The organism is Serratia sp. CY55921, assembly GCF_052167655.1.
Taxonomy (GTDB): Bacteria; Pseudomonadota; Gammaproteobacteria; order Enterobacterales; family Enterobacteriaceae; genus Serratia; species Serratia ureilytica.
This window is the reverse complement of sequence record NZ_JBJNMU010000001.1, coordinates 2,484,029-2,510,464: the sequence shown is the minus strand read 5'-3', so window position 1 is coordinate 2,510,464 and position 26,436 is coordinate 2,484,029. Positions and strand designations below refer to the sequence as shown.

The 26,436-nt window shown below is 58.7% G+C and carries 19 protein-coding genes and 6 tRNA genes; 6 read left to right on the top strand and 19 right to left on the bottom strand.

Features of this window, described 5'->3' with window-relative positions; genetic code table 11:
* Window positions 1–314: 314 nt before the first annotated feature.
* The 6 genes from lnt to miaB all read right to left on the bottom strand — a co-directional run bounded on the left by lnt (window position 315) and on the right by miaB (window position 6,458).
* Window positions 315–1,844, bottom strand: a complete 1,530-nt coding sequence (gene lnt, locus ACJ8M3_RS12200; RefSeq protein ID WP_047572360.1) for an apolipoprotein N-acyltransferase — start codon at window positions 1,842–1,844, stop codon at window positions 315–317.
* 7 nt (window positions 1,845–1,851) lie between these two features.
* On the bottom strand, window positions 1,852–2,730 hold the full coding sequence (gene corC / locus ACJ8M3_RS12195; RefSeq protein ID WP_025301851.1) for a CNNM family magnesium/cobalt transport protein CorC: 879 nt from the start codon (window positions 2,728–2,730) through the stop codon (window positions 1,852–1,854).
* An 85-nt stretch (window positions 2,731–2,815) separates the two neighbouring features.
* Window positions 2,816–3,289, bottom strand: a complete 474-nt coding sequence (gene ybeY, locus ACJ8M3_RS12190) for an rRNA maturation RNase YbeY (RefSeq protein ID WP_016928766.1) — start codon at window positions 3,287–3,289, stop codon at window positions 2,816–2,818.
* Window positions 3,286–4,317 carry a PhoH family protein gene (locus ACJ8M3_RS12185; RefSeq protein ID WP_170853105.1) on the bottom strand — a complete coding sequence of 344 codons (1,032 nt, stop codon included), beginning with the start codon at window positions 4,315–4,317 and terminating at the stop codon, window positions 3,286–3,288. Before ACJ8M3_RS12185 ends, ybeY begins: the two co-directional genes overlap by 4 nt.
* Window positions 4,318–4,578: 261 nt before the next feature.
* Window positions 4,579–4,914, bottom strand: coding sequence for a zinc ribbon domain-containing protein YjdM (locus ACJ8M3_RS12180; RefSeq protein WP_004939967.1), 336 nt, complete (start codon window positions 4,912–4,914; stop codon window positions 4,579–4,581).
* Between the two features lie 119 nt (window positions 4,915–5,033).
* Window positions 5,034–6,458, bottom strand: coding sequence for a tRNA (N6-isopentenyl adenosine(37)-C2)-methylthiotransferase MiaB (miaB, locus tag ACJ8M3_RS12175; protein ID WP_033642169.1), 1,425 nt, complete (start codon window positions 6,456–6,458; stop codon window positions 5,034–5,036).
* Window positions 6,459–6,655: 197 nt separating this feature from the next.
* Between miaB and ubiF the strand changes: the two genes are divergently transcribed.
* Window positions 6,656–7,837, top strand: a complete 1,182-nt coding sequence (gene ubiF, locus ACJ8M3_RS12170) for a 3-demethoxyubiquinol 3-hydroxylase (RefSeq protein ID WP_033642170.1) — start codon at window positions 6,656–6,658, stop codon at window positions 7,835–7,837.
* A gap of 88 nt (window positions 7,838–7,925) precedes the next feature.
* Here the strand turns inward: ubiF and ACJ8M3_RS12165 are convergent.
* The 12 genes from ACJ8M3_RS12165 to nagB all read right to left on the bottom strand — a co-directional run bounded on the left by ACJ8M3_RS12165 (window position 7,926) and on the right by nagB (window position 16,350).
* A tRNA-Gln gene (locus ACJ8M3_RS12165) sits at window positions 7,926–8,000 on the bottom strand.
* A 4-nt stretch (window positions 8,001–8,004) separates the two neighbouring features.
* Window positions 8,005–8,081, bottom strand: a tRNA-Met gene (locus ACJ8M3_RS12160).
* Between the two features lie 41 nt (window positions 8,082–8,122).
* Window positions 8,123–8,197: transfer RNA gene (locus tag ACJ8M3_RS12155), tRNA-Gln, on the bottom strand.
* Between the two features lie 44 nt (window positions 8,198–8,241).
* Window positions 8,242–8,316: transfer RNA gene (locus ACJ8M3_RS12150), tRNA-Gln, on the bottom strand.
* Window positions 8,317–8,346: 30 nt separating this feature from the next.
* A tRNA-Leu gene (locus tag ACJ8M3_RS12145) sits at window positions 8,347–8,431 on the bottom strand.
* Window positions 8,432–8,447: 16 nt separating this feature from the next.
* Window positions 8,448–8,524, bottom strand: a tRNA-Met gene (locus ACJ8M3_RS12140).
* Window positions 8,525–8,742: 218 nt separating this feature from the next.
* Entirely contained in the window at window positions 8,743–10,407 is a 1,665-nt protein-coding gene (gene asnB, locus ACJ8M3_RS12135) for an asparagine synthase B (protein WP_033642171.1), read from the bottom strand.
* A 283-nt stretch (window positions 10,408–10,690) separates the two neighbouring features.
* Entirely contained in the window at window positions 10,691–12,133 is a 1,443-nt protein-coding gene (locus tag ACJ8M3_RS12130; RefSeq protein ID WP_122004338.1) for a carbohydrate-binding protein, read from the bottom strand.
* A 190-nt stretch (window positions 12,134–12,323) separates the two neighbouring features.
* Entirely contained in the window at window positions 12,324–13,076 is a 753-nt protein-coding gene (locus tag ACJ8M3_RS12125; RefSeq protein WP_004939957.1) for an HAD-IIA family hydrolase, read from the bottom strand.
* Between the two features lie 67 nt (window positions 13,077–13,143).
* Complete coding sequence (nagC, locus tag ACJ8M3_RS12120) at window positions 13,144–14,364, bottom strand: DNA-binding transcriptional regulator NagC (RefSeq protein ID WP_019454064.1); 1,221 nt, start codon at window positions 14,362–14,364, stop codon at window positions 13,144–13,146.
* A 27-nt stretch (window positions 14,365–14,391) separates the two neighbouring features.
* Window positions 14,392–15,531 (bottom strand): N-acetylglucosamine-6-phosphate deacetylase, encoded by a 1,140-nt coding sequence (gene nagA, locus ACJ8M3_RS12115; RefSeq protein ID WP_033642173.1) that lies wholly within the window; start codon window positions 15,529–15,531, stop codon window positions 14,392–14,394.
* Between the two features lie 18 nt (window positions 15,532–15,549).
* Entirely contained in the window at window positions 15,550–16,350 is an 801-nt protein-coding gene (gene nagB, locus ACJ8M3_RS12110) for a glucosamine-6-phosphate deaminase (RefSeq protein WP_004939952.1), read from the bottom strand.
* Between the two features lie 334 nt (window positions 16,351–16,684).
* Between nagB and nagE the strand changes: the two genes are divergently transcribed.
* The 5 genes from nagE (at window position 16,685) to ACJ8M3_RS12085 (ending at window position 25,649) form a co-directional block, all read left to right on the top strand.
* A complete protein-coding gene (nagE, locus tag ACJ8M3_RS12105) occupies window positions 16,685–18,721 on the top strand; it encodes an N-acetylglucosamine-specific PTS transporter subunit IIBC (protein ID WP_442514686.1) in 2,037 nt (678 codons plus the stop codon).
* A 240-nt stretch (window positions 18,722–18,961) separates the two neighbouring features.
* Window positions 18,962–20,626: a glutamine--tRNA ligase gene (gene glnS / locus ACJ8M3_RS12100; RefSeq protein ID WP_033642175.1), complete on the top strand. Its 1,665-nt coding sequence runs from the start codon at window positions 18,962–18,964 to the stop codon at window positions 20,624–20,626.
* A 576-nt stretch (window positions 20,627–21,202) separates the two neighbouring features.
* A complete protein-coding gene (chiP, locus tag ACJ8M3_RS12095) occupies window positions 21,203–22,606 on the top strand; it encodes a chitoporin ChiP (protein ID WP_033642176.1) in 1,404 nt (467 codons plus the stop codon).
* A 45-nt stretch (window positions 22,607–22,651) separates the two neighbouring features.
* Window positions 22,652–22,978, top strand: coding sequence for a ChiQ/YbfN family lipoprotein (gene chiQ / locus ACJ8M3_RS12090; RefSeq protein ID WP_046686572.1), 327 nt, complete (start codon window positions 22,652–22,654; stop codon window positions 22,976–22,978).
* Between the two features lie 13 nt (window positions 22,979–22,991).
* A complete protein-coding gene (locus ACJ8M3_RS12085; protein ID WP_047572350.1) occupies window positions 22,992–25,649 on the top strand; it encodes a beta-N-acetylhexosaminidase in 2,658 nt (885 codons plus the stop codon).
* Window positions 25,650–25,898: 249 nt separating this feature from the next.
* Here ACJ8M3_RS12085 and fur read toward each other — a convergent pair whose 3' ends face one another.
* Window positions 25,899–26,345, bottom strand: coding sequence for a ferric iron uptake transcriptional regulator (gene fur, locus ACJ8M3_RS12080; protein WP_019454058.1), 447 nt, complete (start codon window positions 26,343–26,345; stop codon window positions 25,899–25,901).
* Between the last annotated feature and the right edge of the window lie 91 nt (window positions 26,346–26,436).

The following is a 26,436-nucleotide window of genomic DNA, read 5'->3' as shown; positions in this document are numbered from 1 at the left end:
GATAGTCTTAGAACGGATAGCCGTTAAAAAATAACCGATTGTGAATATCTTGAAACTAAAATGTTTCATTTTTTGAGACGCCGCGCGCACCAAATCAATGCAATCAAACCCCGACGCACCTGCATGGTGCGTTCGGTGCCTCCAAAATGTGCACGGGTGCGACAAAACGTCAGCAAAAGTTAGCCGACGTGCGATGTCACCTTAGATAAAGCAAGGAGTGTGCCAGTCGCGTTGATTTAACGACGTTTTCTGACCGAGGTGGGGGAACGTTTACGCAAACGCGGGGCGCGGCGGGCGCGCCCCGGCGAAGAGGACTATTTGCGGCGCAGGCCCAACATCAGCGCCCAACCGCCCAGCAACAGGGTGATCACCCACAGCGGCGTGGCGCCGAAACGCGCGTAAGGCGTGACGCCGGTGGTCGGTGTGACCTTCACTTCAAGCACCTGACGAGTGAACTGCGGGATCTCGGCGATCACGTCGCCGTTCGCGTCCACTGCGGCGGTGACGCCGTTGTTGGTGCTGCGCAGCAGCGGCCGGCCCAGTTCCAGCGCCCGCATGCGCGCCATCTGGAAGTGCTGCCATGGGCCGATGGAGTGGCCGAACCAGGCGTCGTTGGAGATGGTCAGCAGGAAGTTGGTGTCCGGGCGGAAGTTATCGCGCACCTGCTGGCCCAACACGATTTCGTAGCAAATGGCCGCCGTCAGGTTGTAGCCGCGTACGCTGAGCTGCGGTTGTACGTAGTCGCCGCGGCTGAAGGAGGACATCGGCAGGTCGAAGAACGGCGCCAGCGGCCGCAGCAGCGTCTCCAGCGGCACGAACTCGCCGAACGGCACCAGGTGGTGCTTGTTGTAGCGATCGTTGGCCGGGTACCTGTACGGCGTCGGTTCACCGAGCACGATGGCGCTGTTGTAGATTTGCTGGCCCTGCGGCGTGGCGCGCACGTCGACGATGCCGGTGATGAGGCTGCTGTTCTTCGCCCGCATCAGGTCGTCCATCATCGTCAGGAAGCCGTTCTGATTGGCTTCATAATCCGGGATGGCGGATTCCGGCCAGATGACGATCGGCGCCTTGCCCATGTAGGGACGGGTTTCGTCCAGATAGGTTTGCAGCGTGCTGACCAGCGCTTTCGGATCCCATTTCATCGATTGAGCGATGTTGCCTTGCACCATGGCGACATTCACCGCTTTATCCGTCTGCGGAGTAAACCACTGCAGCTGGCGCAGCGGCCATGGCAACAACAGCAGCGCGGCGGCGATCACCGCCGCCGAGAGGCGGCGCTGATTGACGGCGTACACCAGCAGGCCGGCGATGGCCATCAGCACAAAGGTGATGGCGTCGACGCCCAGCAGCGGCGCGATGCCTTTCAGCGGGCCGTTGATCTGGCTATAGCCGAACTGCAGCCATGGGAAGCCGGTCAGCACCCAGCCGCGCAGGAATTCCGTGACCTGCCACAGCGCCGGCGCGGCGATGGCCAGCCGCCACCAGCGGGTCGCCGGCCACAGGCGGGTCAGCAGCCCGGCGAACAGCCCGGTATACAGCGACAGGTAAGCGGCGAGCAGCGCCACCAGGAAGACGTTGACGGCGAAGGGCATGCCGCCGAAATCGGCGATGCTGACATACACCCAGTTGATCCCGCTGCCGAACAACCCGAAGCCCCAGACAAAGCCGAGCAGGGCGGACTGTTTGGTGGTGCGATTGAGGGTAACGGCCAGCAGGCCGAACAGGGAGACGATGGCCGCGGGCCAGAAATCGTAGGGCGAGAACGCCAGCGTCCCGCCGGCACCTGACAACAGCGCCAGCAGGGCGCGAACCCACTGGCGTTCAAGTAATGAGGCTTTAGCCATGTTGGATTTAATCTTCCAGTTTCGGTGGTGGAGAGTCGTCCGGAATTTTTACATGAACCTGGATGATACGTCGACTGTCTGCCATGGCAACTTTAAATAGGTAACCTTCGATTTCAATGGTTTCCCCGCGCGCAGGCAGATGGCCGAAGGCTTGCATCACCAAACCGCCGATGGTATCGACCTCGTCGTCGCTGAAATGGGTGCCGAACGCGTCGTTGAAGTCTTCGATCGGGGCCAGCGCGCGCACGGTGTACATGTGGCGGCTGAGCTGGCGGATATCCAGATCGTCTTCGTCGTCGTATTCGTCTTCGATCTCGCCGACGATCAGTTCCAGGATATCTTCGATGGTGACCAGGCCGGACACGCCACCGAATTCGTCAATGACAATCGCCATATGATAGCGCTGGGAGCGGAACTCTTTCAGCATCCGGTCGACGCGCTTGCTTTCCGGCACCACCACTGCGGTGCGCAGCACCTTGTCGATGCTGAACGGCTCGGAGTCTGCGCGCATGAACGGCAGCAGATCCTTGGCCATCAGGATGCCTTCGATGTGATCTTTGTCTTCGCTGATCACCGGGAAGCGCGAGTGGGCGGAGTCGATAATCACGTCTAGGCACTCTTCCAGCGTCTGGTTGCGCTTGAGCGTCACCATCTGGGAGCGGGGGATCATGATGTCGCGCACGCGCTGTTCGGCGATATCCATCACGCCTTCCAGCATGTCGCGGGTATCGGGATCGATCAGGTCGTTTTGTTCGGAATCACGGATCAGCTCGACCAGATCGCCACGGTTTTTGGGCTCGCCGTGGAACAGCTGGTTAAGGATAAGAGTAAAGAACCCCTTCTTGGGACTGGGGCTGTCATTGCTTTGTGAATGGTCGTCGCTCATGGCGTTTTCGTTACTGTCACTCATGTCAGAGTTAAGGGGCGTCAGCGACAGCCCCGCATGGGGGCTGTGGGGTAAACGGCTGACGTCAGACGGGGTCTTTTTCCGCCAGGTACGGATCAGGATAACCCAGTCCGTGCATGATTTCGGTTTCCAAAGACTCCATTTCTTCGGCTTCATCGTCTTCGATGTGGTCATACCCTAGCAGATGAAGACTGCCGTGGACAACCATATGCGCCCAGTGGGCCTCCAGCGTTTTGCCTTGCTCAATCGCTTCCTGTTCAACCACCTGGCGGCAGATGATCAGATCGCCGAGCAGCGGCAGCTCGATGCCCGGCGGGGCCTCGAACGGGAAAGAGAGCACGTTGGTCGGCTTGTCTTTGCCGCGGTAGGTCAGGTTCAGCTCGTGGCTTTCCGCTTCGTCCACCAGACGCACGGTCACCTCGGCCTCTTCCTGAAATTGCGGCAGCACGCCTTCCAGCCAGCGCTGGAACGTGGCTTCATCCGGCAGGCCGTCGCTGCTTTCACAGGCAATCTGCAGATCCAAAATCACCTGACTCATGGTGTCTCCTGCTCGGAGGCGGCGAGCGCCTCGCGCTTACGTTGTTCGGCAATTGCGTCTTTGCGTTTCTGTTCGGCGGCTTCCCAGGCCTCATAGGCGATGACCACGCGGGCCACCACAGGGTGGCGCACCACGTCTTCGCTGTGGAAGAAGTTGAAGCTCAGTTCTTCCACGTCCGACAGCACTTCCACCGCGTGGCGCAGGCCGGATTTCTGGTTGCGCGGCAGGTCGATCTGGGTGACGTCGCCGGTGATGACCGCCTTCGAGTTGAAACCGATGCGCGTCAGGAACATCTTCATCTGCTCGATGGTGGTGTTCTGGCTCTCATCCAGAATGATAAAGGCGTCGTTCAGCGTACGGCCGCGCATATAGGCCAGCGGCGCGACTTCGATCACGTTGCGCTCAATGAGCTTCTCCACGCGCTCGAAGCCCAGCATTTCGAACAGGGCGTCGTACAGCGGGCGCAGATAAGGATCAACCTTCTGGCTCAGATCGCCCGGCAGGAAGCCCAGCTTTTCGCCGGCTTCGACCGCAGGACGGGTCAGCAGAATGCGGCGAATTTCCTGGCGTTCCAGCGCATCCACCGCGGCGGCGACCGCCAGGTAAGTTTTGCCGGTACCGGCCGGGCCGATGCCGAAGGTGATGTCGTGATCGAGAATGTTGGCGATGTACTGCGCCTGGTTAGGCGTGCGCGGTTTCACCATGCCGCGCTTGGTTTTGATGGTGACCGCCTTGCCGTAATCCGGCACGCTGTCCGCCACCTGTTCCAGCACCCGGCTCTCTTTGATAGCCAGATGGATTTGCTCCGGATCGATATCCGGGATCACGCCGCGAATCGGCGCGGTATCCACGTACAGATGGCGCAGGATATCGGCGGCGGCGACCACGCACAGGTTTTTGCCGACCAGCTTGAAGCGGTTATCGCGACGATTGATTTCGATGCCCAATCGGCGCTCGAGTTGCTTGATGTTGTCATCAAACGGGCCGCACAGGCTGAGCAAACGCTTGTTGTCTGCGGGCTCCAACATAATTTCTTGTGTTGCGACGTTCAAACTATTCCTCTAGGTCACATCGGGCCTGGTTGTTGATGTCACATAGCGCGTCCGGGACGCGCGCGTTCAGGGCGAGCCTGAATACTCTCTTTCTTGAATTATTCATGGTGCGCCGCAACGGCGCAAGTTTACCGCTGATCTATCTGTGCGCCGTCGGCGGAATTCAAGGGAAGATAAGGAAAAAACGCGGCGGGGCGCAAAGCCCGCCGCGTCATCATAGGACAAGGCCGCCGAGAATCAGTTCTTTTTCACGAACTCGGATTTCAGTTTCATCGGGCCGAAGCCGTCGATTTTGCAGTCGATGTTGTGATCGCCTTCCACCAGACGAATGTTTTTCACCTTGGTGCCGATCTTCAGCATCGAGGAGCTGCCTTTAACCTTCAGGTCCTTGATCACGGTGACCGCGTCGCCGTCCGCCAGCAGGTTGCCGTTGGCGTCTTTGACGATCAGCGCGTCCTGATCTTCCGCCGGGGCGCTGTCGCTCCACTCGTGGGCGCACTCAGGGCAGATGAACAGGGCATTGTCCTGGTAGGTGTATTCGGAGTTGCACTTCGGGCAGTGTGGGAGTTGCATGTTATGTCGCCTCTTCAACAATAAAAAATAAAAAAAGAACATCACCGGGCGCGGACGCCCGGCGGAGAAACGGTAAGGAGTAGCGCGAACGGGCGGCGATAATGCGAGCCGCCGCGGCGTCAGGGCTGGTAAATGCCGACGCCCAGCGCGTTTTCTTTGCGGGTACGGGCGATCACCGACTGCGGGGATTCATGTACGCGCAGATCCATCTGCTGTTCGGTGCGCACCACTGCGCCACGCAGGGTGTTGGTCAGCACCTCGGTAATTTCCACGTCGACAAACTGGCCGATCATGTCGGGCGTGCCTTCGAAGTTTACCACACGGTTGCACTCCGTGCGCCCGGCCAGCTCCATCACGCTTCTGCGCGAGGTGCCTTCCACCAGAATGCGCTGGACGGTGCCGAGCATGCGGCGGCTGAACTGCAGCGCCTGCTGGTTGATGCGATCCTGCAGAATATACAGCCGCTGTTTTTTCTCTTCTTCGCTGACGTCGTCAACCATGTCTGCCGCCGGCGTACCGGGGCGAGACGAATAGATGAAGCTGAAGCTGACGTCGAAGTTGACGTCGGCGATCAGGTTCATGGTTTGTTCGAAGTCGGCCTGGCTCTCGCCCGGGAAACCGACGATGAAGTCGGAGCTGAGCTGGATGTTCGGACGCGCCTTGCGCAGCTTGCGGATAATCGCCTTATACTCCAGCGCGGTATGGGCGCGTTTCATCATGGTCAGGATGCGATCCGAACCGCTCTGCACCGGCAGGTGCAGGAAGCTGACCAGCTCCGGCGTGTCTTCGTACACCGCGATGATGTCGTCGGTGAACTCGATAGGGTGGCTGGTGGTGAAGCGAATGCGATCGATGCCGTCGATGGCGGCCACCAGGCGCAGCAGTTCGGCGAACGAGCAGATATCGCCGTCATGCGTGGCGCCGCGGTACGCGTTGACGTTTTGCCCGAGCAGGTTGACTTCGCGCACGCCCTGCGCCGCCAGTTGGGCGATTTCGAACAGCACGTCGTCGCTCGGGCGGCTCACTTCCTCGCCGCGGGTGTATGGCACCACGCAGAAAGTGCAGTATTTGTTGCAGCCTTCCATGATCGACACGAACGCGGTCGGGCCTTCGGCGCGCGGCTCCGGCAGGCGGTCGAACTTTTCGATCTCAGGGAAACTGATATCGACCACCGGGCTGCGGGTGCCCTGAACGTGGTTGATCATTTCCGGCAGGCGGTGCAGGGTCTGCGGGCCGAATACCACGTCGACGCAAGGCGCGCGGCTGCGGATCAGTTCGCCTTCTTGCGAGGCCACGCAACCGCCGACGCCGATGATGACAGACGGGTTCTTCTCTTTCAGCAAGCGCCAGCGCCCCAGCATGGCGAAAACTTTTTCCTGCGCTTTTTCACGGATCGAGCAGGTATTCAGCAACAGCACGTCAGCTTCCTCGGCGTTGTCGGTCCACTCGAAGCCGTGCGTGCTGTTCAACAGGTCGGCCATTTTCGATGAATCGTACTCATTCATCTGGCAGCCCCAGGTTTTGATATGTAGTTTTTTCGTCATTGACTTGCCATTACTCAGTGCGGAGCGAAAGTTGCGTTACGCGACATGCAGGGCGCGTATTGTAATCATTTGCCGCCGTTGTGACCAGCGCGGGGGAAAATGGCATGCAACCTGAAGCCGAAGCGAAAATCCGGTACACTGCGCAAAACGCCATGTCGGGTGGGATGGCGAGCATTCACATAGAAAACATAGCCAATATGAAGACATCTCAAAATCGGTACGACGCGGTGGTGGTGGGCGGCGGCATGGTCGGCGCGGCGGCGGCTCTGGGCCTGGCGCAGGCGGGCTGGTCGGTGGCGTTGCTGGAACATCAGGCGCCGCAGGCGTTCGAGGCGCAAAGCCCGCCGGACCTGCGCATTTCCGCTATCGGCTGCACCTCGGTGGGGCTGCTGAAACAGCTCGGCGCCTGGCCCGCCGTGACGGCGATGCGCACGGTGCCGTATCGCCGGCTGGAGACCTGGGAATGGGCGTCGTCGCGCGTGGCGTTCGATGCGCTATCGCTGGGGCTGCCGGAGTTGGGCTTTATGGTGGAAAACCGCATTTTGCAGCTGGCGCTGTGGCAGCAGTTCGCACAGTGCGCCAATTTGACGCTGCTGTGCCCCGCCAGGCTGCAATCGCTGCAGCGGGCGGACAAGGCCTGGCAACTGACGCTGGACAGCGGTGAAACGCTGCAGGCGCGGCTGGTTGTCGGCGCCGACGGCGCCAACTCGCAGGTGCGCAAGCTGGCGGCGATCGGCACCAACGGCTGGCAGTATCGTCAGGCGTGCATGTTGATCACCGTCGATACCGGCGCGCCGCAGCAGGATGTGACCTGGCAGCGCTTCTTCCCGTCAGGGCCGCGCGCTTTCCTGCCGCTGTACGACAGCTGGGCGTCGCTGGTGTGGTATGACAGCCCGCAGCGCATTCGCCAACTGCAGGCGATGCCGCCGGCGCAGCTGGAGCGCGAGATCGCCGCCGCTTTTCCGGCGCGACTGGGCCCGGTCAAGGTGCATGCCGCCGGATCGTTCCCGTTGACGCGCCGCCATGCGCAGCGCTACGTGCTGCCGGGCCTGGCGCTGCTGGGCGATGCGGCGCATACCATCAACCCGCTGGCCGGGCAGGGCGTCAATCTGGGGTATCGCGATGTGGATGCCTTGCTGAACGTGCTGAGCGAGGCGCGGGAGCAGGGAGAAGACTGGAGCGGCGAGGCGGTGCTGCTGCGCTATCAACGCCGCCGCCGTACCGACAATCTGTTGATGCAGAGCGGCATGGATCTGTTCTATACCGCCTTCAGCAATAACCTGGCGCCGCTGACCGTGGCGCGCAATCTGGCGCTGATGGCCGCGCAGCGGGCGGGTAAGCTGAAAGAGCATGCGTTGAAGTACGCTTTGGGATTGTAACCGACAGGGCTCAGCGGTGGCTGGGCCTATTTAAGGTTGGCTGAACGGCAGACAGCAAAAAGCCCGCCGAAGCGGGCTTTTCTAAATATGGCTGGGGTGCCAGGATTCGAACCTGGGTATGCTGGTATCAGAAACCAGAGCCTTACCGCTTGGCGACACCCCAATTATGGTGGCTACGACGGGATTTGAACCTGTGACCCCATCATTATGAGTGATGTGCTCTAACCAGCTGAGCTACGTAGCCGATGTTACTTTTTACTTCTTTGATTTGCAAGCAGTTTGTTATGGCTGGGGTACCTGGATTCGAACCAGGGAATGCCGGTATCAAAAACCGGTGCCTTACCGCTTGGCGATACCCCACCTGCAAACAAATCTTATGTTGAAACCCCGTTCCCGAAAGAATATGGCTGGGGTACCTGGATTCGAACCAGGGAATGCCGGTATCAAAAACCGGTGCCTTACCGCTTGGCGATACCCCATCAACATACTGCGCCGACGATGAAGAGAAATGGTGCGGGAGGCGAGACTTGAACTCGCACACCTTGCGGCGCCAGAACCTAAATCTGGTGCGTCTACCAATTTCGCCACTCCCGCAAATACAAAAAAGAGATGGTGGCTACGACGGGATTCGAACCTGTGACCCCATCATTATGAGTGATGTGCTCTAACCAGCTGAGCTACGTAGCCCTCTTTTTTTGCTTTGCCTTCATCGGCGTTGCGGGGCGCATTATGCGTATATGACCGATTTGCGTCAACAAGTTTTTTCCCGAAAAAGCGCCCGGAAGCGCCGTTTGTCTGGGTTGTGAACATTATGGCGATAAAATCGGCAATTCAGGCAGTTGGCGGGCGGAAAAGGCAACAAAAAGGCGGGCCAAAAGGCCCGCCTCGGGGAAAATGCCGCACGATTATTTATAGGCGGCCTGGTGCACGCCGACGGCGCGGCCGGAAGGATCGTCCATCTTCTTGAACGATTCATCCCACTCGATGGCCTTGGCGGACGAGCAGGCGACGGATGGGCCGCCCGGCACGCATTCGGCGGCGCTCGGCAGCGGGAACAGCTCCTCGAAGATTTCGCGGTACAGGTAGCCTTCTTTCGACGTCGGCGTGTTGTACGGGAAGCGGAAACGCGCGGTTTCGAGCTGTTGATCGCTAATTTGCTGCGCAGCCACCTCTTTTAGCGTGTCGATCCAGCTGTAGCCGACGCCGTCGGAGAACTGCTCTTTCTGGCGCCAGGCCACGCTGGCGGGCAAATAGGACTCGAAACATTCGCGAACGATGTGTTTTTCCATTTTGCCGTTGCCGCACATTTTATCTTTCGGGTTGATGCGCATTGCCACGTCGAGGAATTTCTTGTCCAGGAACGGCACGCGGGCTTCGACGCCCCAGGCGGACATCGCCTTGTTGGCGCGCGCGCAGTCGAACATGTGCAGCGCCAGCAGTTTGCGTACGGTCTCTTCGTGGAATTCGCGGGCGTCCGGCGCCTTATGGAAGTACAGGTAGCCGCCGAACACTTCGTCCGCGCCTTCGCCGGAAAGCACCATCTTGATGCCCATCGCCTTGATTTTGCGCGACATCAGGTACATCGGCGTCGACGCGCGGATGGTGGTGACGTCATAGGTTTCGATGTGGTAAATCACGTCGCGGATGGCGTCCAGCCCTTCCTGCACGGTGAAGTGGATCTCATGGTGCACGGTGCCCAGATGGTTGGCCACCTCCTGCGCGGCGCGCAGATCCGGCGAGCCTTCCAGCCCGACGGCGAAGGAGTGCAGCTGCGGCCACCAGGCTTCGCTGCGTTCCTGATCTTCCACGCGGCGCGCGGCGTACTTCTTGGTGATCGCCGAAATGACCGAGGAATCCAGCCCGCCCGAGAGCAGCACGCCGTAAGGCACGTCGGACATCAGGTGGCTTTTCACCGACTCTTCCAGCGCGGTGCGCAGGGCGGCGGCGTCGGTCACGTTGTCCTTGACGCTGTCGTAATCGAACCAGTCGCGGCGATAGTATTCGCGGATCTGGCCGTCCTGGCTCCACAGGTAGCTGCCGGCCGGGAATTCCTTGATGGTGCGGCACACCGGCACCAGCGCTTTCATTTCCGAGGCAACGTACAGGTTGCCGTGTTCGTCATGGCCCATATACAGCGGGATGATTCCCAGGTGATCGCGGCCGATCAGGTAGGCGTCTTTTTCGGTGTCATACAGGGCAAAGGCGAACATGCCTTGCAGATCGTCGAGGAACTCCGGGCCTTTCTCCTGATACAGCGCCAGGATCACTTCACAGTCGGAGCCGGTCTGGAAGGCATAGCGGTCGCTCAGCTGTTGGCGCAGCGCCTGGTGGTTGTAAATTTCGCCGTTGACCGCCAGAACGTGGGTGTGCGCAGCGTTGTACAGTGGTTGAGCGCCGTTGTTGACGTCGACGATCGACAGGCGTTCGTGAGCCAGAATGGCTTTGTCGCTGGCGTAAACGCCGGACCAATCCGGGCCGCGGTGGCGCATCAGACGTGACAGCTCCAGCGCTTTCTTACGCAGTTCAACGGGATCGGACTTCAGATCGAGCACACCGAAAATAGAACACATACAACTCTCCTAACGGGCTTTTATGACTGTGATGTTGTTTTTACTGTTATGGGCAGCATTGCCGATTTATCAGCGATAACGCGGTTTTGCTGCGCTGTGGTTATGAAAATGCGCCAAAAGCTGCAGAGGATGCAAGCGTTTTAGCCCTGCGCTGAGAAATAGTTGTTTGCGTAGCTGAGGTTTTTAACGGATTTTCAGTTATCGGCGTGAAAAATTATCGATTATGCAATTTTTAGCGTGATGGCGGGATTGCCGGCCAGTTTGACCGGCAATCGATTAGCGATTAGGCGATGAGCTGCCAGAGGGTGAACGCGGCATCCGGCGTCCAGCCGGCATTGGAGGTGTGCGCCTGAATACAGGTGTATTTCTTGCCTTTATAACTCACGACGTCGCCGGCTTTGTAGCTGTGGTTGTTCTGCCACTCGGGCGCGCCCGGATCGGGCGGCGTACCGTCATTGGCGGTTTTGACCGCCAGCGCGCTGCTCGGCAGGGAGGTATTGCCCAGGGTGTCGGTCGCGGTAACGAAGTAGCTGTACTGGGTTGCCGGCGTCAGACCGCTGTCGGCCAGCGACAGACCGGCGGTTTGGCCGATCGGGTTGCCGTTGCGGTAGACGGTGTAGCTGGCGATCGGTGAGGCGCCGGTGGCGGCGGCCCAGCTCAGTTTCAGCGAGGTGGCGCCCAGCTCGGCGACCGTCAGCGCCGTCGGCGCATTAGGCTTTCCCGGCGGCGGGGTGACGCCGCCCTGAATCAGCGGCGCATAGCGGGTTTTGAACTCCCAATTGTAGGCGACGCCGGCTTTGCTCTTGCCGTTATCCCAGTTGATTGACCAGGTCATCAGGCCCTTGATCGACAGGTTTTTGGCGTCGAGACGTGAGAAAGCGTTATACACCGCCTGTTTATCGATCACGTAGCCGGTGGCGGCGGCGTCGTTGTTGCTCGGCAGGCCGATGACGAATTTCGCCGCCGGGATCTTCGCATAGCCGCGGGTGCCGGTAACCAGGCTTTCCGTCAGGTAGTAGAGGAAGTCTTCCTTCTTGGTATCGTCGTTTTGGGTCAGCCAGGTTTTAATTTCTTCAACCCAAAGGCCATCGCCACCCTGGTTATAATATTGCGGCGCGATAAAGTCGTAATAGCCTTCGAGGGCGCTGATATAATCCAGGTAGGTGCCATTTTCACGTAAGTATGGGAATTCCGGCGCCATGCTGATAATAAAGTTTTTCCCCTGGGCGGCGTAATGGTCTTTTACTTTTTTCAGCGCCGCAGGCAAGACGGTTTTATTATTGGCGGCGCCGATCGCCGCCTGTTCCAGATCGATATCCAGTCCGTCGAAGCCATAGACTTCCACCAGGCGAATAATCTCGTCTTTCAGCTTGTCTTCGTCGCCGGTTTTCAGCTCGATATGCGCGTCTGCGCCGCCGAGGGAGATCAGCACCGCGCGGCCCTGGCTGTTCAGCACGCCCACCTGGCGGCGGAACTCGGCATCGGACAGGTTGTAAGGCTTGAAGGTCGGGATGCCCTGGCCTTTCATAAAGGCGACGGCCACCACGTTGTACTCGGCGGGAATGTCGGTCAGGTTCATATTGGTGAACTGGCCCTGCTGATAGCCGTCACTGGCGCCGGCGGCCCAGTTGTGCCAGAAACCCATCAGGATCTTTTTATTGGCGATAGACGGCATAATGGCCGCGTCATCGGCGGCGATGGCATTAATCGTGTTATTTGTGCTCATGGTAGCCTCATTAATTAGGGGTAAGGGTTTTCCGCTCGCCGGCAATATCAGCTATTGGCGGGGCGTAACGTTATAATGAGGATTTTTAACGCAGGCAGGCTGAAACCTTTTACGGCCATGAACGAATTAAATTCAAACTGACGCTGAGGGAGAAGGAAATAATGGCGGCCGGGCGGCCGCCATGGCCGCATCAGAAGATGGTGATATCGGCGACGGAAGGGTAGACGTAGCTCGGGCGGAACGGCATGGTTTCGATGTCGCTCAGCGTGGAGACGCCGGACAGCACCAGCACGGTTTCCAAGCCGGCCTGGAAGCCCGCCAGAATGTCGGTGCGCAGGTTATCGCCGACGATCACCGTCTCTTCCGAGTGCGCCTGCATTTTGTTCAGTGCGGCGCGAATGATCCACGGGCTGGGCTTGCCGACGTAAAACGGCTTGCGGCCGGTGATCTTCTCAATGGGGGCGCACAGCGCGCCACAGGCCGGCGAGAAGCCGTGGCCGTGACTATCCGGGTTGGTGGCGATAAAGCGCGCGCCGTTGCTCACGAAGTAGGCGGCTTTATGCATCATGTCCCAGTTGTAAGAGCGGGTTTCTCCGACGATCACGAAGTCCGGGTTGATGTCGGTGATGGTGAAACCGGCTTTGTACAGCTCATGGATCAGGGCGCCTTCGCCGACCACATAGGCTTTTTTGCCTTCCTGACGGCGCAGGAAATCGGCGGTGGCCATCGCCGAGGTGTAGAACGCGCTCTCCGGCACTTCCAGCCCGGCGGCGGCGAAGCGGTTCGCCAGATCCTGTGCGGTCTGTGATGGGTAGTTGGTCAGCACCACCAGCGGCATGCCTTGTTCCTGGATGCGCGCCAGGAACAGGTCGGCGCCGGGAACCGGCGTATTGTCATGCAGCAGCACGCCGTCGATATCGCATATAACGTTTTTGATTTTCATTTGTCGCTGTTTCTCATGATTACGGCAGGCGAAGGGTGACGATAACACGCCTGCCAGAAGCGGCGGATCAGCTTTCCAGCAATCGCTGCAAGAGCACGCCGTTGAGCATCGCGCGTTTGGCCAGGGCGAAAGCGCCGATCGCCGAGCGATGATTGAGTTCGGAGGTCACCACCGGCAGATTTTTGCGGAAGTCCTTCAGCACCTGGGTATTGATGCAGCTCTGGATCGCCGGCAGCAGCACCTTGTCCGCTTCGGTGATCTCACCGGCGATCACCACCTTCTGCGGATTGAACAGGTTGATGGCGATGGCCACCGCTTTGCCCAGATAGCGGCCTACGTGTTCGATCACTTCGCTGGCCAGCAGATCGCCGCGGTTGGCGGCCTTGCAGATGGCGTTGATGCCGCAGTCTTCCAGCGTCAGTTTGCTCGGATAGCCCTGGCTCAGCAGCTGGCGCACGCGCTGTTCGATCGCGGCGTTGGCGGCCACGGTTTCCAGGCAGCCGAAGTTGCCGCAGTGGCAGCGTTCCCCCAGCGGATCGATCTGGATATGGCCGATCTCGCCGACGTTGCCGTTGTTGCCGAGAAAAATCTGCCCGTTGACGATGATGCCGGCGCCGGTGCCGCGGTGCAGGCGCACCAGAATCGAGTCTTCGCAGTCGCGGGTGGCGCCGAAGTAGTGCTCCGCCAGCGCCAGGCTGCGGATGTCGTGGCCGACGAAGCTGGTGACGTTAAAGCGCTGCTGCAGGTTGTCCACCAGCGCCCAATTGCTGACGCTGATGTGCGGCATGTAGCGCACCACGCCCAGCGCCGGATCCACCAGGCCGGGCAGGATCACCGCGATGGCGATCAGCTCGCGCAGGCGGCGCTGGTTAGCGTCGATGAATTGGGCGATGGCGGCGAACAGCGCATTCTCCAGCGTTTCTTGAGTGCGTTCCGGCAGCGGATAGTGTTCTTCGCTGAGCGACTTGCCGCTCATGTCATACAGGGTGATGGTGGCGTCGTGGCGGCCGAGACGCACCGCGACGGTATGGAAATGACGGGTTTCCGACACGATGGAGATCGCGCGGCGGCCGCCGGTGGAGGCCTGCTGATCGACTTCTTTGATCAGCCCGCGCTCCAGCAGCTGGCGAGTAATTTTGGTGACGCTGGCGGGGGCGAGCTGGCTGAGTTCGGCAATCTGAATGCGCGAGATCGGGCCCTGCTGGTCGATCAGGCGGTAAACTGCCGCGCCGTTAAGTTGTTTGACTAAGTCAACGTTCCCTATTTGTGCTTGTCCGCCAGTGCTCATCAATAATTTTACTCGCTGTTCATTGAATTAAACCTCGTTACCGTTAACGAGCGTTTTGGTGATCTTGAAATCACGGGTGAAGGCGGTCAGGTTAGCCACCTTGCCGGCTTCGAGGGTGCCCAGACGGTGATCGACGCCGATGGCGCGCGCCGGATACAGCGTCGCCATGCGCAGCGCTTCGTCCAGCGCGATGCCGATATGCTCGACGCTGTTTCGCACCGCTTCGATCATGGTCAGCGCGGAACCGCTCAGAGTGCCGTTCTCATCCACGCACAGCCCATCCCGATAGTATATTGTTTTACCGGCGAAAATAAATTGGTCAATATCTGCACCCGCCGGCGCGGTGGCATCGGTGACCAAGACCAATTTATCACCTTTCAGGCGTTTGGCGTTACGGATACTCGCCCAGGCCACGTGATGGCCGTCGGCGATGATGCCGGTATAGACCTCCGGCGTATCGAAGATTGCCCCCATCAGCCCCGGTTCGCGGCCGGTGATATAAGGCATGGCGTTGTACAGGTGGGTGGCGAAGCTGATGCCGGCGGCGAAACCGGTGCGAGCCTGATCGTAGGTGGCGTTCGAGTGGCCGGCGGAGACCACGATGCCGGCCTCGGTCAGCTGCTTGATAAAGTGCGGTTCAACCATTTCCGGCGCCAGCGTCACCTTGGTGATCACGTCGGCGTTGGCGCACAGGTAATCGATCATTTCCTGGGTCGGCTTGCGAATGAACGCCGGATTGTGGGTGCCTTTTTTCACCGGGCTGAGGTATGGCCCTTCCAGGTGCAGGCCCAATGCCTGGTTTTGGTGCTTTTTCAGATAAGCGCGCATCACGTCGACGCTGTGCTTCATGAATTCGTCGCTGCTGGTGATCAACGTCGGCAGATAGCTGGTGCAGCCGGATTTCTCGTTGGCGCGCTGCATGATCTCCAGCGTTTCTTCCGAGATCGCTTCCAGCGAATCGTTGAACTGTACGCCGCCGCAGCCGTTCAGCTGCACGTCGATAAGCCCGGGGGCCAGGATGGCGCCACCCAGGTCGCGCGTTTCGATGCCGGCGGGCAATTCAGCCGCCGGGCAGACTTTCTCGATCAGCCCATCAGCGATAATGACTGCATGGTCATCAAGTACGTCGTGGCCGGTATAGATTCGGCCGTGGGTTAAAGCGAACATCGTAGCCCCCTGCAAAGATTAAAGACTTTTAACGCTTTCCGCTTCTAACTCGCGGAAATATTTGACGGTTTTGACTTTCAGCTCCATGGTGGCCGGTTCGTCGCACACCACTACCGCTTTGGCGTGCAACTGCAGACAGCTGATGGTCCACATGTGGTTGATATTGCCTTCCACTGCGGCTTCCAGCGCCTGCGCCTTGGCGTGGCCGGTGACCAGGATCATTACTTCTTCCGCGTCCAGCAGCGTGCCCACGCCGACGGTCAGCGCATATTTCGGCACCAGGCTGACGTCACCGCCGAAGAAGCGCGAGTTGGCGATGCGGGTGTCTTCGGTCAGCGTTTTGATGCGGGTGCGCGAAGCCAGGGACGAAGCCGGCTCGTTGAACGCGATATGGCCGTCGATGCCCACGCCGCCCATGAACAGGTTAATTTTGCCGTAAGACTTGATCTTCTCTTCGTACTGGCGGCACTCGGCGTCGACATCCGCGGCGTTGCCGTTCAGCAGGTTGATATTTTCGCGAGGGATATCAACGTGATCAAAGAAGTTGCGGTACATGAAGGTGTGATAGCTTTCCGGGTGTTCCTGCGGCAGGCCAACGTACTCGTCCATGTTGAAAGTCACAACATGCTTAAAGCTTACTTCACCTGCTTTGTGCATCGCAATCAGATGTTTGTAGGCTTCCAGCGGCGTGCCGCCGGTGGGCAGGCCGAGAACAAACGGGCGCTCTGCGGTTGGCTTGAATGCGTTGATGCGTTGAACGATATGACGCGCGGCCCATTTGCCGACTTGTGCGGTATCTTTCAGTGGGATAAGTCTCATCTAACACCTCTTGGGATAAGTAAACTAAAGCTATACTGTACGGGCCTGCGGGAGTCGTAAGCGTAACCCAGCTTTATGATTCTCGCGTGAATCGTCCGTCCGGTTGATTTTTTGAATGATAAAATAAGTTTTGTGTGATGGCCAGCAATCTGGGAGGTGAAGACTACTTTTTGGTGATATTTATCACAAAAAGGGAGGTTTTAATTTGCGATACAAAATAAATTTTTTACACTCGGCATGAGTGATACGTGCCAAGCGCTGTTTCTAAAAAGGTAGTGAGAGCTTCAAATAAACTACTAATAGGGTCCGTCCGCGGACAACATAGGGGGAAAAGGTGAACATTCTTAGTTATTTGCAAAAGGTGGGACGGGCGCTGATGGTGCCGGTCGCCACGCTGCCCGCCGCCGCCATCTTGATGGGCGTCGGGTACTGGATTGACCCTGTTGGTTGGGGCGGCGACAACGCGCTCGCCGCTTTCTTCATTAAATCCGGCTCCGCTATCATCGACAACATGTCGGTGCTGTTCGCTATCGGCGTGGCCTACGGCATGTCCAAAGACAAGGACGGCGCCGCCGCGTTGACCGGCTTCGTCGGCTTCCTGGTGCTGACCACCCTCTGTTCCCCGGCCGCCGTGTCGATGATTCAGAAGATCCCGCTCGATCAGGTGCCCGCCGCGTTCGGCAAGATCCAGAACCAGTTCGTCGGTATTCTGGTGGGCATCATCTCCGCCGAAGTGTACAACCGCTTCAGCGGCGTCGAGCTGCCCAAGGCGCTGTCGTTCTTCAGCGGCCGCCGTTTGGTGCCGATCCTCATTTCCTTCCTGATGATCCTGGTGGCTTTCATCCTGATGTACATTTGGCCGGTGATCTTCAACGGTCTGGTGAACTTCGGTGAACACATTCAGAAAATGGGCTCGGTCGGCGCGGGCATCTACGCCTTCTTCAACCGCCTGCTGATCCCGGTCGGCCTGCACCACGCGCTGAACTCGGTGTTCTGGTTCGACGTGGCCGGCATCAACGATATTCCTAACTTCCTTGGCGGCCAGCAGTCGATCGAAGCCGGTAAAGCGGTTGTCGGCATCACCGGCCGTTATCAGGCGGGCTTCTTCCCGATCATGATGTTCGGTCTGCCGGGGGCGGCGCTGGCCATTTACCACTGCGCGCGTCCTGAGAACAAAGCCAAAGTGGCGGGCATCATGCTGGCGGCCGCTTTCGCCGCCTTCTTTACCGGTATTACCGAACCGCTGGAATTCTCCTTCATGTTCGTGGCGCCGGTGCTGTACGTGATCCACGCCGTGCTGACCGGTATCTCGGTGTTCATCGCCGCCAGCTTGCATTGGATCGCCGGTTTCGGCTTCAGCGCCGGCCTGGTGGATATGGTGCTGTCGTCTCGCAACCCGCTGGCGACCCACTGGTACATGCTGATCCCGCAAGGCCTGGTGTTCTTCGTCATCTACTACGTGGTGTTCCGCTTCACCATCAAAAAATTCAACCTGATGACCCCGGGCCGCGAGCTGGCGGTTGCCGGTGACGAAACCGACGGCTACGACGTCAACGTCGACAGCAACGCCGGTAAAGACGAGAACGAAACCACCACCCTGGCTCGTCGTTACGTCGGCGCGATCGGCGGTTCCGACAACCTGACCGGCATCGACGCCTGCATCACCCGCCTGCGTTTGAACGTGAAAGACTCCGCGCTGGTGAACGACGCATTGGCGAAACGCCTCGGCGCGTCGGGCGTTATCCGCCTGAACAAGCAGAGCGTGCAAGTGATCGTCGGCACCCGTGCCGAACTTATCGCCAGCGCAATGCGCAACGTGATTGCGGCCGGCCCGGTAGCGGCAGCGGTGGCCCCGGCGGCGGCGCCTGCCGCGGAAGCCAAACCGCAGGCGGTGCCGAACGCGCCGAAAGCCGCGTTTGAAACGCTGCTGGCGCCGGTGACCGGCGAAGTGGTGGCGCTCGAACAGGTGCCGGACGAAGCTTTCGCCAGCAAGGCGGTAGGCGACGGCCTGGCGATTCGCCCGACCGACAAGATCGTGGTGGCGCCGGCTGACGGCACCGTGGTGAAAATCTTCAATACCAACCACGCATTCTGCCTGGAAACCGACAAGGGCGCCGAGATCGTGGTGCACATGGGGATCGACACCGTCGCGCTGGAAGGCCAGGGCTTCAAACGCCTGGTGGAAGAGGGCGCGGAAGTGAAAGCCGGTCAACCGATTCTGGAACTGGATCTGGATTACCTGAATGCCAATGCGCGTTCGATGATAAGCCCGGTGGTAGTCAGCAACTCTGACGAGTACGCCGGCCTGGCGGCGCTGGCCAGCGGCTCTGTAGTCGCCGGTCAGACCAAGCTGTATGAGATCCAGAAATAAGGCTGTTTTTACCTGAGTAGTGCCTGGGGCCGAACACGCATCATGGCGGAGTTTGCCCCGACTTGGCGGGAAGAGAGCGATCTCTTCCCGCTTTTTTTATCCCGTTTCGCCCCACGGCGGTGCGCTGCGCGCCGATGGTGCAACGCGCCGCATTTTTCATGAAACAAACGGTTGTTTCCAGACGTGGCTTGTTGGATCATAGGCGGTTATGTGTAGCGCTTTGCATTGAGGAACAGTGAAATGAGTGAGGCTGAAGCCCGCCCAACCAATTTTATCCGTCAGATCGTCGATGAAGATCTGGCGTCGGGGAAACACACGTCGGTACATACCCGTTTCCCGCCGGAGCCTAACGGCTATCTGCATATCGGCCACGCCAAGTCCATCTGCCTGAACTTCGGCATCGCCAAGGACTATCAGGGCCAGTGCAACCTGCGTTTCGACGACACCAACCCGGTGAAAGAAGACATCGAGTTCGTCGAGTCTATCAAGCACGACGTGGAGTGGCTGGGCTTTGAGTGGAGCGGCAACGTTCGTTACTCCTCAGACTATTTCGATCAGCTGCACCAGTATGCGGTGGAGCTTATCAGCAAAGGGCTGGCCTACGTCGACGAACTGTCGCCGGAGCAGATCCGTGAATACCGCGGCACCCTGACTGCGCCGGGCAAAGACAGCCCGTACCGCGGTCGCAGCGTGGAAGAGAACCTGGCGCTGTTCGAGAAGATGCGCAACGGCGAATTCGCCGAAGGCGCTGCCTGCCTGCGTGCCAAGATCGATATGGCCTCGCCGTTTATCGTGATGCGCGATCCGGTGCTGTACCGCATCAAGTTCGCCGAACACCACCAGACCGGCAATAAATGGTGCATCTACCCGATGTACGATTTCACCCACTGCATTTCCGATGCGCTGGAAGGGATCACCCATTCGCTGTGCACCCTGGAATTCCAGGATAACCGCCGTTTGTATGATTGGGTGCTGGATAACATCACCATTCCTTGCCACCCGCGCCAGTACGAGTTTTCGCGTCTCAACCTCGAATACGCCATCATGTCGAAGCGCAAGCTGCACCAGCTGGTGGCCGAGAAAATCGTCGAAGGTTGGGATGATCCGCGCATGCCGACCGTCTCCGGTCTGCGCCGCCGCGGTTATACTGCCGCCTCGATCCGCGAGTTCTGCCTGCGCATCGGCGTAACCAAGCAAGACAACAACGTCGAAATGGTGGCGCTGGAATCCTGCATCCGCGACGATCTGAACGAGAACGCGCCGCGCGCCATGGCGGTGCTGGATCCGGTGAAAATCGTAATCGAGAACATGGGCGATGCGGTGGAAATGGTCAGCATGCCTAACCACCCGAACAAGCCGGAAATGGGCAACCGCGATGTGCCGTTCAGCCGTGAGATCTATATCGATCGCGCCGACTTCCGCGAAGAAGCCAACAAGCAGTACAAGCGTCTGGTGTTGGGTAAGGAAGTGCGTCTGCGCAACGCGTACGTGATCAAGGCCGAGCGCGTCGAGAAAGATGAAGCTGGCGAGATCACCACCATCTTCTGCAGCTACGATGCGGAAACGCTGAGCAAAGATCCTGCCGACGGCCGCAAGGTGAAGGGCGTGATCCACTGGGTGTCTGCGGCGCACGCGCTGCCGGCGGAAATTCGCCTGTACGATCGCCTGTTCAGCGTGCCTAACCCGGGCGCGGCGGAGGACTTCCTCTCCACCATTAACCCGGAATCGCTGGTGATCAAGCACGGTTTCGTTGAGCCGAGTCTGGCGGCTGCACAGCCGGAGAAAGCCTATCAGTTCGAGCGTGAAGGCTACTTCTGCGCCGACAGCCATTACTCTTCGGCTGAGCACCTGGTGTTTAACCGCACCGTCGGTCTGCGTGACACCTGGGCGAAAATCGAAGGCTAATCTTAATCGCCTCGAAAATTAATGTATCAGCGCGGCTCAGGCCGCGCTTTTTTATGCCTGCTATTGAGTAAATCATCTATTCCCGCCACGTTTTTCCGGGCTGCGTTTAATTAACTGCGGTGCGTTAATCAATAAGTTTTCTTAATTGGGCTTAGTAGTCTTAATCTTTACTTATATATTCGTGATGCGAATTAATTTCATTTAGAGAGCGCTCTCAAATTTTATCTCCTGACTGACGGATTTAGTCAGGCTGAAACCATTAATCGTCTCTGGTTGACCTGGTATCCGTCTTTATTCTGATTTAATTGAATTTTTTATTCGACACCTTCCATGAATGCCAGCGTAACAAATTATCACCGATATGTGCTCCTTGTCATACTTTGACAAATCTTCCGCATTTTTCATTTGATAATTCGCGTCGCGAAAAATAGTCTGTCTGTAGCAATTAGTGCTGTGGGAATAACATCTCGTCGGCAATATTTTTTACCCGTTCGGGTTTTTTATTGGCAGTCGTGCAGGGCAGTGGTGAACACAGGCGGCTGCAACTTTTAAGTTAAGTCAAAGAGGAATTTCAATATGGGTACGCACGGTGCTCAGCGTAAAACGCTGGCGCTCGCAGTCGCGGGCGCGCTGTTGGGAACAGGGTTTGCCATGGCGCCTGAGGCGAAAGCCGCAGGGTTTATCGAGGATTCCACGCTGACCGGCGGCATTTATTACTGGCAACGTGAGCGTGACCGTAAAGATCTCAATCCGGACAGCAAGGATTACAATCAATACACCACCAACCTGTCCCACTCTACCGCCAACCTGAGCCTGGATTTCGCGTCGGGCTACGCCTGGGACATGTTCGGTCTGGATGTCGGCACTTTTACCGCCATCGAACTGGCTGAATCCAGCGCCAGCGGTCACCCGAACGAAATCGCGTTCTCCTCGAAGAACCGTACCTACGACGAAGACTACTCCGGTGATAAAGGCGGTATCAGCCTGTACAAAGCCGCCGCCAAATTCAAATACGGCCCGGTCTGGGCGCGCGCCGGCTATATTCAGCCGAGCGGCCAAACCCTGCTGGCGCCGCACTGGAGCTTTATGCCGGGCACTTATCAGGGGGCTGAAGCCGGCGCCAAGTTCGACTACGGCGATGCCGGCGCGTTGAGCTTCTCCTACATGTGGGCCGACAAATACAAAGCGCCGTGGCATATCGAGATGGACGACTTCCGTCAGAACGACAAGAAAACCCGCGTCTCCTACCTGCACTCGCTGGGCGCCAAGTACGATTTCAAAAACGATCTGGTGCTGGAAGCCGCTTACGGCCAGGCCCAGGGGTACGTGAATCAGTACTTCACCAAGGCGTCTTACAAATTCGATCTGCTGGGCAACCCGCTGACCACCAGTTACCAGTTCTATGGCGCGGAAGACCGCATCAGCAACAAGAACGATCCGAACAGCATTTATGACGGCCTGGCCTGGCTGCAGGCGTTGACCTTCGGTTACACCACCGGCCAGTTCAACTGGCGTCTGGAAGGCACCATGGTCAAGGCGGAAGGCAATCAGGGCTTCTTCCTGCAACGTATGACCCCGACCTACGCCTCGTCAAACGGTCGCCTGGACGTGTGGTGGGATAACCGCTCCGACTTTAACGCCAACGGCGAAAAAGCGGTGTATGCCGGCGTGATGTATGACCTCAGCAACTGGAACCTTCCGGGTATGGCGGTCGGCGGCTCTTACGTTTACGCGTGGGACGCCAAGCCGAGCACCAACCCGATCTACGATCAGAGCCAGCGCCTGAAAGAGAGCGCCTGGAGTCTGGACGCGATGTACACCATCCAGGAAGGGCGAGCCAAGGGCACGCTGCTCAAGCTGCATTACACCCAGTATGACAACCACACCAACATTCCGAGCTGGGGCGGCGGTTACGGCAACATCTTCCAGGACGAGAAAGACGTCAAGTTCATGGTCATCGCGCCATTCACCATCTTCTGATGCGTTCCCCGGCCTTGCCGCCGGGGCAGTTAAGGGAATTCAACGATGAAAAAAATCATGCTGATGTTGGCGGCCGCTGCGGCCCTGAGCGCCTGTGCGCAACCCGCCGCGCCGCCGGAAGACGCCAGGTTGAAACAGGCTTACAGCGCCTGCATCAATACCGCGGAAGGCTCGCCGGAGCGTCTGCAGCCGTGCAAGGCGGTGCTGAACGTGCTGAAACAAGAGAAACAGCACCAGCAGTTCGCCGCGCAGGAAACGGTACGGGTGATGGATTATCAGAACTGCATTATGGCGGTTCACAGCGGCAACGGTCAGGCTTACGACGCCAAGTGCGGCAAGCTGTGGCAAGAAATTCGCGATAACAATAATTAAGAAGGACGAGAAGATGAACGCATTCAAACTGAGCGCACTGGCCGCCTTGACGGCAACGATGGGATTCCTGGGCGGCATGGGGAGCGCCATGGCCGATCAACAGCTGGTGGATCAGCTGAGCCAACTGAAGCTGAACGTGAAAATGCTGGATAACCGCGCCGGGGAAAACGGCGTGGATTGCGCGGCGCTGGGCGCAGACTGGGCCTCATGCAACCGGGTGTTGTTCACCTTGAGCAACGACGGGCAGGCGATCGACGGCAAAGACTGGATCATTTATTTCCACAGCCCGCGCCAGACTCTGCGGGTAGACAACGATCAGTTCAAGATCGCTCACCTCACCGGCGATCTGTACAAGCTGGAGCCGACCGCCAAATTCAGCGGTTTCCCGGCCGGTAAGGCGGTGGAAATCCCGGTGGTCGCCGAATACTGGCAGCTGTTCAGAAACGACTTCCTGCCCCGCTGGTATGCCACTTCCGGCGACGCCAAGCCGAAAATGCTGGCGAATACCGACACCGAAAATCTGGATCAGTTTGTGGCGCCGTTTACCGGCGATCAGTGGAAGCGCACCAAGGACGACAAAAATATTCTGATGACGCCGGCTTCGCGTTTTGTCAGCAACGCCGATCTGCAGACGCTGCCCGCCGGCGCGCTGCGCGGCCAGATCGTGCCGACGCCGATGCAGGTGAAAGTGCACGCGCAGGACGCCGATCTGCGCAAAGGGGTATCGCCGGATCTGAGCACGTTGGTCAAGCCGGCGGCGGATGTCGTCAACCAGCGCTTCGCGCTGCTGGGCGTGCCGGTTCAGGCCAACGGTTACCCGATCAAGACCGACATCCAGCCGGGCAAGTTTAAAGGCGCGATGGCGGTGCCGGGCGCTTATGAGCTGAAGATCGGCAAGAAAGAGGCGCGGGTGATCGGCTTCGATCAGGCCGGGGTGTTCTACGGGTTGCAGTCTATCCTGTCGTTAGTGCCGACCGACGGCAGCGGCAAGATCGCCACGCTCGACGCCAGCGATGCGCCGCGCTTCCAGTATCGCGGTATTTTCCTCGACGTGGCGCGCAACTTCCATAAGAAGGATGCGGTGCTGCGCCTGCTGGATCAGATGGCGGCTTACAAGCTCAACAAATTCCACTTCCACCTGAGCGATGACGAAGGTTGGCGAATCGAAATTCCCGGCTTGCCTGAGTTGACGGAAGTCGGCGGCCAGCGCTGCCACGATCTGAGCGAAACCACCTGCCTGCTGCCGCAGTACGGCCAGGGGCCGGATGTCTACGGCGGTTTCTTCACTCGTCAGGACTACATCGACATCATCAAATACGCCCAGGCGCGCCAGATTGAGGTGATCCCGGAGATCGACATGCCGGCGCACGCCCGCGCGGCGGTGGTCTCGATGGAAGCGCGCTACAAGAAACTGCATGCCGCCGGCAAAGAGCAGGAGGCCAACGAGTTCCGCCTGGTGGATCCGACCGATACCTCCAATACCACCTCGGTGCAGTTCTTTAACCGTCAGAGTTACCTGAACCCGTGCCTGGATTCCTCCCAGCGCTTTGTCGACAAGGTGATTGGCGAGATTGCCCAGATGCATAAAGAAGCCGGCCAGCCGATTAAGACCTGGCACTTTGGCGGCGACGAAGCGAAAAACATCCGCCTGGGCGCCGGCTACACCGACAAGGCGAAACCGGAACCGGGTAAAGGCATCATTGACCAGAGCAATGAAGACAAGCCGTGGGCCAAGTCTCAGGTGTGCCAGGTGATGATCAAAGAGGGCAAAGTGGCCGACATGGAGCACCTGCCGAGCTACTTCGGCCAAGAGGTCAGCAAGCTGGTGAAGGCGCACGGCATCGACAGAATGCAGGCCTGGCAAGACGGCCTGAAAGACGCCGAGAGTTCGAAGGCGTTCGCCACCTCGCGCGTGGGGGTCAACTTCTGGGACACCCTGTACTGGGGCGGTTTCGACAGCGTCAACGACTGGGCCAACAAAGGGTATGAAGTGGTGGTCTCCAACCCGGACTACGTCTATATGGACTTCCCTTACGAGGTGAACCCGGACGAGCGCGGTTACTACTGGGGCACCCGCTTCAGCGACGAGCGCAAGGTGTTCAGCTTCGCGCCGGACAACATGCCGCAGAACGCGGAAACCTCGGTTGACCGAGACGGCAACCACTTCAACGCCAAGAGCGACAAGCCGTGGCCGGGGGCATATGGACTTTCCGCTCAGCTGTGGAGCGAAACCCAGCGCACCGACCCGCAGATGGAATACATGATCTTCCCACGCGCGCTGTCGGTGGCGGAGCGCGCCTGGCATCGCGCCGGTTGGGAGCAGGACTATCGCGCCGGCCGCGAATACAAAGGCGGGGAAACCCACTTTGTCGATACCAAGACGCTGGAGAAAGATTGGCTGCGCTTCGCCAATATTCTGGGCCAGCGTGAACTGGCCAAGCTGGACAAAGGCGGCGTGGCTTATCGTCTGCCGGTGCCGGGCGCTCGCGTGGCGGGCGGCAAGCTGGAGGCGAATATCGCGCTGCCGGGGTTGGGCATCGAGTACTCCACCGACGGCGGTAAGCAGTGGCAGCGCTATGATGCCAAGGCTAAACCTGCGGTTTCCGGCGAAGTACAGGTGCGCTCGGTCAGCCCGGACGGCAAACGCTACAGCCGCGCCGAGAAGGTCTAAGAAGGGCGGTGCGGCCCGCAGTTTTGGCGGCGGGCCGCATCATAACGAAGGGGGAATGCGTTCGCCCGCGCGTGTCGGCGCAAGGCGGACGTTGTAGTGAGAGTAGTACGTGGAGTCGCTGTGCCGCTGCAATTGTGGTATTTCATGACATGATTTTCCCCGGCTGGTCCGGGGATTTTTTTTCCCGCTGTACGGCGGGCATAAAAAAACCGCCTCAAAATGAGGCGGTTTTTCATAGCCGGTCAGGGCTTATTTCTTGTCGTGCAGCGTTTCGTCTTCGCGACAGTCACCGGTTTCACAGTGGCCGTACAGGTACAGACTGTGGTTGGTGAGCTTGATGCCGTGCTGCTTGGCGATGTCACGCTGGCGCACTTCGATGGATTCGTCGCTGAATTCGATCACTTTGCCGCAATCCAGGCAAATCAGGTGATCGTGGTGATGCTGTTGGGTCAGCTCGAACACGGACTTGCCGCCTTCGAAATTGTGACGTGTCACAATGCCCGCATCGTCAAACTGGTTCAGTACGCGATAAACCGTCGCCAGCCCGATCTCTTCGCCCATATCAATCAGTTTTTTGTACAAATCTTCCGCACTGACGTGATGGCATTCCGGATTTTGCAGTACTTCCAGGATTTTGAGTCGCGGAAGCGTGACTTTTAAGCCGGCCTTCTTCAATGCGATGTTGTTGTCGGTCATGCGAATTCAGTCCTGTTACTATGCTAATCAAGTTGAGGCGTACTCGCCTGTGGCATCGGTCGGCACAAAGAGTTAATGCGTCTCATTATAG